The sequence below is a fragment of the Fluviicola sp. genome, assembly GCF_030151805.1.
In the GTDB taxonomy this organism is placed as follows: domain Bacteria; phylum Bacteroidota; class Bacteroidia; order Flavobacteriales_D; family Crocinitomicaceae; genus Fluviicola.
Genome location: NZ_JASLCN010000496.1, coordinates 1 through 9,735, shown reverse-complemented (window position 1 = coordinate 9,735; position 9,735 = coordinate 1). Strand labels below are relative to the sequence as shown.

Annotated in this window: 4 protein-coding genes; all 4 read right to left on the bottom strand. The window is 46.1% G+C overall.

The genetic code is table 11. The features are described 5' to 3' along the window. The coding region (locus Q1V93_RS18945; RefSeq protein WP_300666985.1) for a LamG-like jellyroll fold domain-containing protein at positions 1 to 2,842 on the bottom strand (2,842 nt) is incomplete at its 3' end. Positions 2,843 to 2,873: 31 nt separating this feature from the next. Beyond that, positions 2,874 to 5,168, bottom strand: a complete 2,295-nt coding sequence (locus tag Q1V93_RS18940) for an OmpA family protein (protein ID WP_300666983.1) — start codon at positions 5,166 to 5,168, stop codon at positions 2,874 to 2,876. Positions 5,169 to 5,188: 20 nt separating this feature from the next. After that, a complete protein-coding gene (locus tag Q1V93_RS18935; protein ID WP_300666981.1) occupies positions 5,189 to 6,106 on the bottom strand; it encodes a type IX secretion system membrane protein PorP/SprF in 918 nt (305 codons plus the stop codon). 54 nt (positions 6,107 to 6,160) lie between these two features. Further along, positions 6,161 to 9,735: Ig-like domain-containing protein (locus Q1V93_RS18930; protein ID WP_300666979.1), on the bottom strand; the 3,575-nt coding region annotated here is incomplete at its 5' end.

Below are 9,735 nucleotides of genomic sequence, written 5' to 3'. Positions count from 1 at the left end.
AAACAGCACCCGTTGAAGAAACGGTTTTTCGCACACTGACACCCGCAGCAGTCGGACAATCGGACAGGGCAGAGGAAGGACCGTTTACCGGAACAACCGTGTGATTTCCCGTTACATCATATACCGTGCTGGAATCCTGTTCGAATTGAAGATACAATTCTACATTTCCGCTGCAAACATCATCAGCACTTAGGTTTAGGTGCATGCGGTTTCTGACTTCATCGAGTGTCAAACATTTACTCCAGATGCGGACTTCGTCGAATTGACCACTTAGTCCCTGACTGGTTTGATATCCGATAGAAACGGAAGTCCATGGGAGCGGATCAATAATGCTTAAATTTCCCTGTCCCTGGTGCACACCGTCTACATACAGATTGACTTTTCTGTTTTTATATGTTCCGACCACGTGATACCAACGGTTGGGAACAACGGTGTCAATAGAGGAAATGTAGTTTATATGAGCTCCGTCATTTACGCGCATGTAAAGATGATTATTCGCGTTTTTTCGAATGTATTGATTGCTTGATCCCCAGTAAATGGAACTGGAATTCACACCCATGGCAGCAGGATCGAATTTTACCCAGTATTCAACCGAATATTCTGCAGGTTGCCAGGTCAAATCCGGAATGGAATACCTGCGGCCGTCTGTTGTGCTGATTGCAGACATCGCATAATTGTTTGTAGCCTGAATTTGTCCGGCAACAATCAAATCAAGCTCTTCTGTTCTCGTACCACTCGTGGAAGTAGTTGTCAATGTCAGATGATACGTTCCGTGAATGGACGGACTGATTGCACTCAATACGAGGTTTACATGTTGTCCCGGATTGATTGTCTGCGGGAAATTAGATGTCACACCAGCCGGAAGATTCGATACGTTAAAGGTAACCGGGTTCGTATATCCGCCCAGGGATTGTGCAATGAATTCATAGGTTACAGAAGGGGAACAAGCACGTTGCAGGGTATCATAACTGTAAATCGCATAATCAGGAGGCAATGCGTTGTCGTAAATCCGGAAAGGTGCAGGATTGATATTGAAGAAAATGCCATTTCCCTTGACCATAATCCGTGCGGAATCCGTTGCTGTTCCATTCGGAATGGTTACAGCCTGGGAACCGTCATTCGGAGTGCTTGCTGTAAGTACCACCGGAAAAGTGACACCTCCGTCTGTTGAAAGTAAAATCTCCACATTGGCAGCGCTTACCGGAGCAGCAGTTGTTCCTGCAATGTCCCAGTTTACGGTAATGGTTTGTAATTCTGTGACCACATCACCTGCAACCGGAGTATTGACTTTGAATGGCCCTGAATTCCCGTCCACATGAACCGTTTCAAACGTCATATTGACTCCTCCTGCCGAATCGCGAACAATGCAGCGCACGTGAATATCACGCGTCACCCAGGGAAGATAGGAATACGGATCATCAATTCCTGAAACCAGGTTGCTCAAAAACGGAACGTAACGGGTATTCCCGTTTACAGAGGGTACTGCGGAAGAGAATACCAAATAGTCTGTCGGGTTATTAAAGGATGAATCCGGATATTGCTCCTGGTAACCATCCGTACTTTGCCAGGCGTAAAGCAAAGGATCACCATCCGCATCTGTTGCATTGGTATTTGTCAATACAAAAGGCGTATTTGCCGGCATGTATTTCCCGTCAACAGTTGCTGTAATTTGCGGAACAGCATTTCCTGAAGGAGTTTGAACGGCACAGGTCAGGTGGTTTCCGGCTATTGCCCAGCCAGCCAGTTTTTCAATACTGGTGCTGTAAAAATAATATCCTGCTCCTATTCCGGCTCCATGTCCCATTACACTCGATTCCAGGCAGGAGATATAATTACTTAATCCATCAGCAGGTGCTAAGGCATAAGTATGCGGGCAGGTGAATCCATGACCCACTTCATGACTGATATTGTGAAAACTTCCGTAACAGGTAATTTTTGCCTTATTGCCGGACATAGAACAAGGTGCTGTATAAGATCCACGTGCTACATTGATCCGACAAAGCAAGACGGCAAGGTTGTAATTGGCAGGACCGATCATACTATCACAGATCACCTGGTTTCTGCTCAAAAAACTGTTGGCTCCTCCAAAATTCGAATCAACCGCATTGGGATAATCCGGGTATGGATCAGAAGCATTCAGAAAAATTAACTGGTCGTTATCCGGATGGAGCTGGAAGCCGATCCCGATTTCCATTTCATAATGAGAAGACAGAGCTGCTGCAAAATTCGCAACATAGGCCAAACCATCTACTACTGTCGTAATGTTCTGATCCATCGCATACAAACCTTGAAGCGGAATGAGTAAGTTATTCATTTGATAATGAGTTGTCCCATAACCGGCAGCCGGCCAGGTGGCCTTAACCATTGCGACTTCGCTCATTTCAGTAGAAGGTTTTTGACCCTTTTGATGAATGGAAAGACCACATTGCTCCTCATTCATCGGTTCTTCAAGATAATAGACATAGCTGCCGTTAACGGAAGGCTCAAAACGAAACACTCGCCCGCGATCCTGTATAATTGCCCGGATCGAGGAAGCTGTTTTCGTAAGTGTAATGCTGCGCACCGGATCTTTCTGACTGTATCCTTTATACGTAGTGATTTCCGGATATTTGGCCTCCAGCAAAGGATGCATAACGTGTGTCTGGCGCAGCACGAAAATCTCGTCCCCGTTGTTCCCGACCGGAAGTTTGAATTGCGCATCGGGTTGAACGAGGTAATGAGACACTTGTTCTGTTGTGAGGGAAATTTCCCGGGTTTCGAGGATTTCCTGGCCAAAAGCCGGAAGGCTGCAAGCTGCAAAAATCAGCACCGCTACAACCCTAACCTTTGTGAATGTTTTCATAAACTATCGCTTGAGAGATTAAACCAATTAATTAATGATCAAATGAATCAGGGGAAGTGTTTTTTACATCGATATTGGCGCCGGTTGAAATAACTTTAAACTCTGTGCGCCGGTTTTCCTGGTGTTCTTCCTCCGTACAGGTCGATTTCACTTTTCCTTCGCAGGCACAGCCGTTCAGCAAACGATTCTCTCCGTATCCTTTTCCGTAAATCCGTTCCGGATTGGAGATTTTGCTTTTGATATAAGCTGCTGAAGCCTTTGCCCGCTGATCCGACAATTTTTCGTTGTAGGCCTTGCTTCCGCGACAGTCGGTATGTGCACCGAGCTCAATGACCATTCCCGGGTATTTGTTCATGATTTCTACAATCTTGTTCAATTCAGCAGCTGCATCCGGACGAATGTTGAATTTATTGTAATCAAACTTGATCGGACTGATCTCGACCATGTCTCTCAAATCAGATACTTCTTTATCCATTTTCAAGGCATCCTGCAGGATTTCATGTACTTTGATCATTCCCGGGTTCTTCACTTCGTAATTGAACGTAACCGTTTTCGGGAAGTAGCCTGCTTTAGACATGCTGATGTTGTAGGAAATCCGGTCTCCGATTTTTTTACCCAAAATTCCCTTCAAAACATCGCCCGATTCCGGGGTAAGGGTATGAATAAATTCTTCACCGGTCATGTTATCGGTAATTTTCAAATCTACGGAAGCCAAAGCTTCATTTGTTTTAGCATCCGTGATATACGTATAGAGCGACAAGCCGGGATCCTTTTCCAGGTAAAGATCCTGATCAATTTCATCGGTATTCGAATCGATGTCTTTCGATGTTACCGGAAGCGATTGTTCAAAGTAATTGCTATTCGTTGCAGTTAAATTGTAATCCTTGTCCGGTTCCAATTCAAAAGAATACTGACCTTTATCGTCAGCTTTTGTGCGGGCAATTTCATTTCCTGCAGCGTCCTTTAAAATGACTTCTGCCCCGGGAAGGATTTCCCTGGATCGGTAATCTGCTACGATTCCGTTTAATGTAAGGGTTTGTTTGAAAGGCTTGAGGAGCTGAAACGAATAAATGTCGTCATCTCCTTTTCCATCCGTTCTGTTACTGGAAAAATAGCCGGTTTTATTGTCGTTCATCATGACGAAGGCAAAATCATCGTGCTGACCATTCACCGGTGTACCTACATTTTCCACCTTACTAAAACTGCCTGCTTTGTTTGCGATTGCAACAAACACATCGAGGCCGCCTAAACCAATCAAGCCATCGGAAGAGAAAAATAAATTTCCGTCCGATCCGATCCAGGGAAACATTTCCTGCCCTTCGGTATTGAATTGTTTTCCGAGGTTTTCGGGTTTCCCGAAAGTACCATCGGCGTTCAAAGCTACTTTATACAAATCTGCTCCGCCGAAACCACCGGGCATATCCGAAACGAAATACATGGTTTTGCCATCTTTCGTAACACTCGGATGTCCGACTGAATATTCTGCGGAATTGAAGGGAATGGATTCCTGGTCAACCCACTTTCCTTCACTGTCTATTTTTGCGCGGTACATTTTCAGGTTTTGAATTCCCTGGCCGTCCCGCCGGTGTTTCTTCCCTTTGGAAATATTGTTTCGTGTGAAATAAACCATTTTGCCGTCAGGAGTATAGCATAAAGGACCTTCGTGGAATTTGGAGTTGACTTTTCGTTTCAAAATTTTGGTGTCGCTCAATTCCTGATCGGAACCCGGCTTGGATTGAAACAAATCCAGGAAGCGATTTCCGGTCCAGGACCATTCACGCTGAACAAAGGATCGCTTCTTGCGGGATGAAACAAAATAAATTGTTTTTCCGTCCGCGGAAGGGTAGGCGCCAAAGTCTGTTACAGCGGTGTTTACTGCCAGATCTTTGATCGTGAACCGGTCGCCCATACCTTTGATTTTCGACAGGTAATCACTGTTCTTGGCGTAAGAAGTGGCTCTAAGATCACCTCCCGACATGGCTTCGAATTTCTTCATCCATTGGTCGCTTTCGGCATATTTTCCGTTTTGTTTCAGTACCTGAGCATAATGAAACACGTCTTCCTTGCTTGCTTCCGGACTCTGAATCATTTCGGAATAAATCTGCTCGGCCTTGTCCATTTCTCCCAGGTTGTAATAACTTCTGGCTAAACGGGCTTTCATTGCCGGGCTGTCTACCTCCGAACCGATTAACCGTTCGTATAAGGGAGCAGCATATGCGTATGATAAATGATTGTAATAATCATCTGCTTTTTTCAACCTGCTGGTCTGACTGATAGCGGCAAATCCGATCAGGCTTGCGCACACTATTGAAGTAATTATTTTCATGTTCTGATAGGTATTCATGATTAGAAATAACGTGGTGAGCGCACACCATCTTTTTTGAACTTGAACTCATACATCGCCATCAACTCAAAGGTTCCGTAATTGTAGTTTCGGATGCGTTGTGTTCCGAAATCAGACGCCAGACCGATTTTGAATTGCTGAGACAACTGAAACTGAACAAAAGCACCAAAAGCCGCATTTAAACGATACATCCCTCCAATCCAGACTTTGTCATTGATAATCGCTGCCAGGCTCATGTCTAAACTCATCGGAGCATTCGCCGTTACTTTCATCTGGGCGGTTGGCCGCAGTTTCCAGATCGGGTTTAGCTTGATCACTCCACCGATGATCCCGTAGTAGTGACGGCGTTCCATATTGGTTTTGCTCACACCGTCATAACTGGTTTCCAGGATTTTCGGAGTGCTGACCCCAACGAAGAACCACGGAGAGTGGTATAAAATTCCAAATCCGAAATTCGGAAGGATATTATTCTTGACATTCCGAAGCAAATTCGGATCATTGGGATCGGTGCTTTGCAGGCTGGATGTTCCGATATTCACCAGGTTCATTCCGCCTTTGACACCAAAACTCAGACGGCGTTCTTTTTTGAAGCGCAGGGAATAGGAAAAATCCGCGTAGATCATGGTTTGTTTCATCGGTCCTATTTCATCGTGCACCATGGTCAATCCCAGACCAATGGATTCATAGCTCAAAGGCGCATGAATACTCAGGGTTGTTGAACGGGGTCTTCCGTCAAATCCCACCCATTGTTCGCGGTGAATTCCGGTGATATTTAATACGCCCCTGCTACCGGCATAAGCCGGATTTACAAAAAGTGTATTGTCGAAGTATTGTGTGAAATGAGGATCTTGCTGGGCAATTCCTTGTGAACAAACCAATAGCAGTGAGCTCACTATTCCGATATGTAATCTTGTTTTCATAATTCAATCGTATTAGTTCCCTTCCCGGGTTTTCCGGGAAGGGAATTTGGTTTATTAGCGTTTCAAATAAATATATCCTTTAAAGACTCCTTTGTCGTCCAGACTTTCGTCCTTGGTGTCAAAGATGTAGTAATACGTCGCTGTTGGTAATTCATCACCACCGATAATATCCAGTTTGCTCGTACTGATTCCTTTCCAGTCATTCTGGTATCCGTCGGTTTCGTATACAACATTCCCCCAGCGATTGTAAATAATCAGCTTATTGTTCGGATAATTTTCAGCTCCGGCAATCACAAAAGCATCGTTCACTCCGTCTCCGTCAGGTGTAAATGCCTGCGGTACTTTGATGTCCGGAGTTTTTCCCTTCGGATTCACCGTAATGAAAATTGTGTCGTTCACACAAAGCGCAGGAAGCGGAGTTCCGTCATCACAAATCTGAACGATTACCGTATCGTTTCCTGCAAATCCGTTGTTCGGAGTATACGTGTAAGTTCCGTCCGGATTGATGACGATAGTACCGTTATGTGGTCCGTCGACAGGAGTGGTATTCACCACCAGGTTTCCGTCCACGTCACTGTCTCCGGCATCAGTTAAGTCGCCGCTTGCAGTGGTGTTTTCATCGATTGTGTGGTGTTCGTTATCCACTACCGGAGCGTCATTTACCGGATTGACCGTAATGAAAATCGTATCGTTGACACACTGGGCAGGAAGCGGAATTCCCGAATCACAGATGGAAACAACTACCATATCCGTTCCGTTGAAATTCGGATTCGGAGTATAGGTATACGTTCCGTCCGGATTGATGACAATCGTTCCGTTGGAAGGTCCTGAAACCGGGGTGGTAGAGGCTGTTAAAGCTGTTCCGTCCGGATCGGAATCTCCTGCATCGGTCAAATCTCCCGTTGCCTGGGTATCTTCGTTGATGGTATGATGCTCATTGTCGACAACCGGCGGCTCATTTACCGGAGTAACGGTAATGAAGATCGTATCGTTCACACAAAGAGCAGGAAGCGGAGTTCCGTCGTCACAAATTTGAACGATCACTGTATCGGGACCGTTATAATCGGCATCCGGAGTGTACGTATATGTTCCGTCGCTGTTGATGACAATGGTTCCGTGATTTGGTCCGCTGACAGGAGTGGTATTTACCACCAGGTTTCCGTCCACATCACTGTCTCCCGCATTGGTTAAATCACCGCTCGCAGTGGTGTTTTCTGCAATTGTATGATGCTCGTTGTCAATAACAGGAGGATCATTTACAGGATTCACCGTAATGAAAATGGTGTCATTCACACATTGAGCAGGAAGCGGAATGCCGGAGTCACAAATGGAGACTACTACTGTATCCGCTCCGTTGAAATTCGCATCCGGAGTATAGGTATACGTTCCGTCCGTATTGATGACAATGGTTCCATTGGAAGGTCCTGAAACCGGTGTGGTATTGGCTGTTAAAGCCGTTCCGTCCGGATCGGAATCTCCTGTATCTGTCAAATCTCCCGTTGCCTGGGTATCTTCGTTGATTGTATGATGCTCATTGTCTACAACCGGCGGATCATTTACCGGAGAAACGGTAATGAAAATCGTATCGTTGACACAAAGAGCAGGAAGCGGTGTTCCGTCGTCACAAATCTGTACGATGATCGTATCCTGGCCATTGTACCCGCCATTCGGAGTGTATGTATATGTTCCGTCAGGGTTTACAATGACTGTTCCATGAGCCGGACCGCTGACAGGTGTTGTATTCACCACCAGGTTTCCATCCACATCACTGTCACCGGTATCTGTGAGATCACCACTTGCCTGTGTGTCCTCCGGAATCGTGTGATTTTCGTTATCCACTACCGGAGGATCATTCACAGGTGTTATTGTTATGAAAATCGTATCGTTGACACAAATAGCAGGAAGCGGAGTTCCGTCATCACAAATCTGAACAATCACCGTATCGGATCCGTTGTAATTTGCACCCGGTGTATAGGTATAGGTTCCGTCCGTATTGATGACAATCGTTCCGTGATCCGGTCCGCTCAACGGCGTTGTATTCACCACTAAGTTTCCGTCCGGATCAAAATCCCCGGCATCGGTCAAATCACCTGTTGCGGGTGTATCTTCTGCAATGGTATCGTGTTCGTTGTCAATGGTCGGAGGCTCATTCACATCTCCGATGTTGATGAAAATCGTATCATTCACACACAATGCAGGAAGCGGTGTTCCATCGTCGCAAATCTGAACAATGACCGTGTCAGAACCGAAATACCCGTTGTTTGGAGTATAAGTATAGGTTCCGTCCGGATTAATAACAATTGTTCCATGATCCGGTCCGCCCGCAGGTGTTGTATTCACCACCAGGTTTCCGTCCACATCGCTGTCTCCTGCATCCGTCAAATCCCCGCTCGCGGAAGTATTCATCAGGATGTTATGAAGTTCATTGTCCACAACCGGCGGATCATTTACCGGAGTCACGGTAATGAAAATGGTATCATTTGTACACAAGGACGGCAATGGAAGTCCCGCATCACAGATAGATACGACGATCTGGTCTGTTCCGTTGAAATTCGCATTCGGCGTATAGGTATACGTTCCATCCGTGTTGATGACAATGGTTCCGTTTGTTGGTCCTGAAACCGGAGTGGTGTTGGCAGTCAATGCCGTTCCTTCCGGATCGGAATCTCCGGCGTTTGTCAAATCGCCTGTTGCTTGTGTATCTTCCGGAATCGTGTGGGTTTCGTTGTCCACAACCGGCGGATCATTTACCGGAGTAACGGTAATGAAAATCGTATCGTTGACACACAGTGCCGGAAGCGGTATTCCCGCATCACAGATCGAAACAACTACCTGATCTGTTCCGTTGAAGTTCGCATTCGGCGTATAGGTATACGTTCCGTCTGCGTTGATGACAATCGTTCCGTTTGTCGGTCCTGAAACCGGCGTGGTGTTGGCTGTTAAAGCCGTTCCGTCCGGATCAGAATCTCCGGCGTTTGTCAAATCACCGGTTGCTTGTGTATCTTCCGGAATCGTGTGGGTTTCGTTATCCACAACCGGAGGATCATTCACAGGAGTAACGGTAATGAAAATCGTGTCATTCGTACACATTGCCGGTAATGGAAGTCCCGCATCACAGATAGATACTACGACCTGATCCGTTCCGTTGAAGTTCGCATTCGGCGTATAAGTATACGTTCCATCCGTGTTGATGACAATGGTTCCGTTGGTTGGTCCTGAAACCGGTGTAGTGTTGGCTGTTAAAGCCGTCCCGTCCGGGTCAGAATCTCCTGCATCGGTCAAATCACCGGTTGCTTGTGTATCTTCTGGAATGGTATGCGTTTCATTGTCTACAACCGGAGGTTCGTTCACCGGCCCGATATTGATGAAAATCGTGTCATTCACACACAGAGCAGGAAGGGGAGTGCCCGCATCACAGATCGAAACAACTACCATATCCGTCCCGTTGAAATTCGGATTCGGTGTATAGGTATACGTTCCATCCGGGTTGATAACGATGTTTCCGTTGGTTGGTCCTGAAACCGGGGTCGTATTGGCTGTCAAAGCCGTTCCATCCGGATCAGAATCTCCTGCATTGGTTAAATCGCCCGTTGCACTGGTGTTTTCATTGATATTATGCGTTTCATTGT

What these genes read in the sequence shown, in the direction of transcription:
- Q1V93_RS18940 (WP_300666983.1), bottom strand. Translation starts at nt 5,168, where the DNA reads ATGAAAATAATTACTTCAATAGTGTGCGCAAGCCTGATCGGATTTGCC.
- Q1V93_RS18935 (WP_300666981.1), bottom strand. Translation starts at nt 6,106, where the DNA reads ATGAAAACAAGATTACATATCGGAATAGTGAGCTCACTGCTATTGGTT.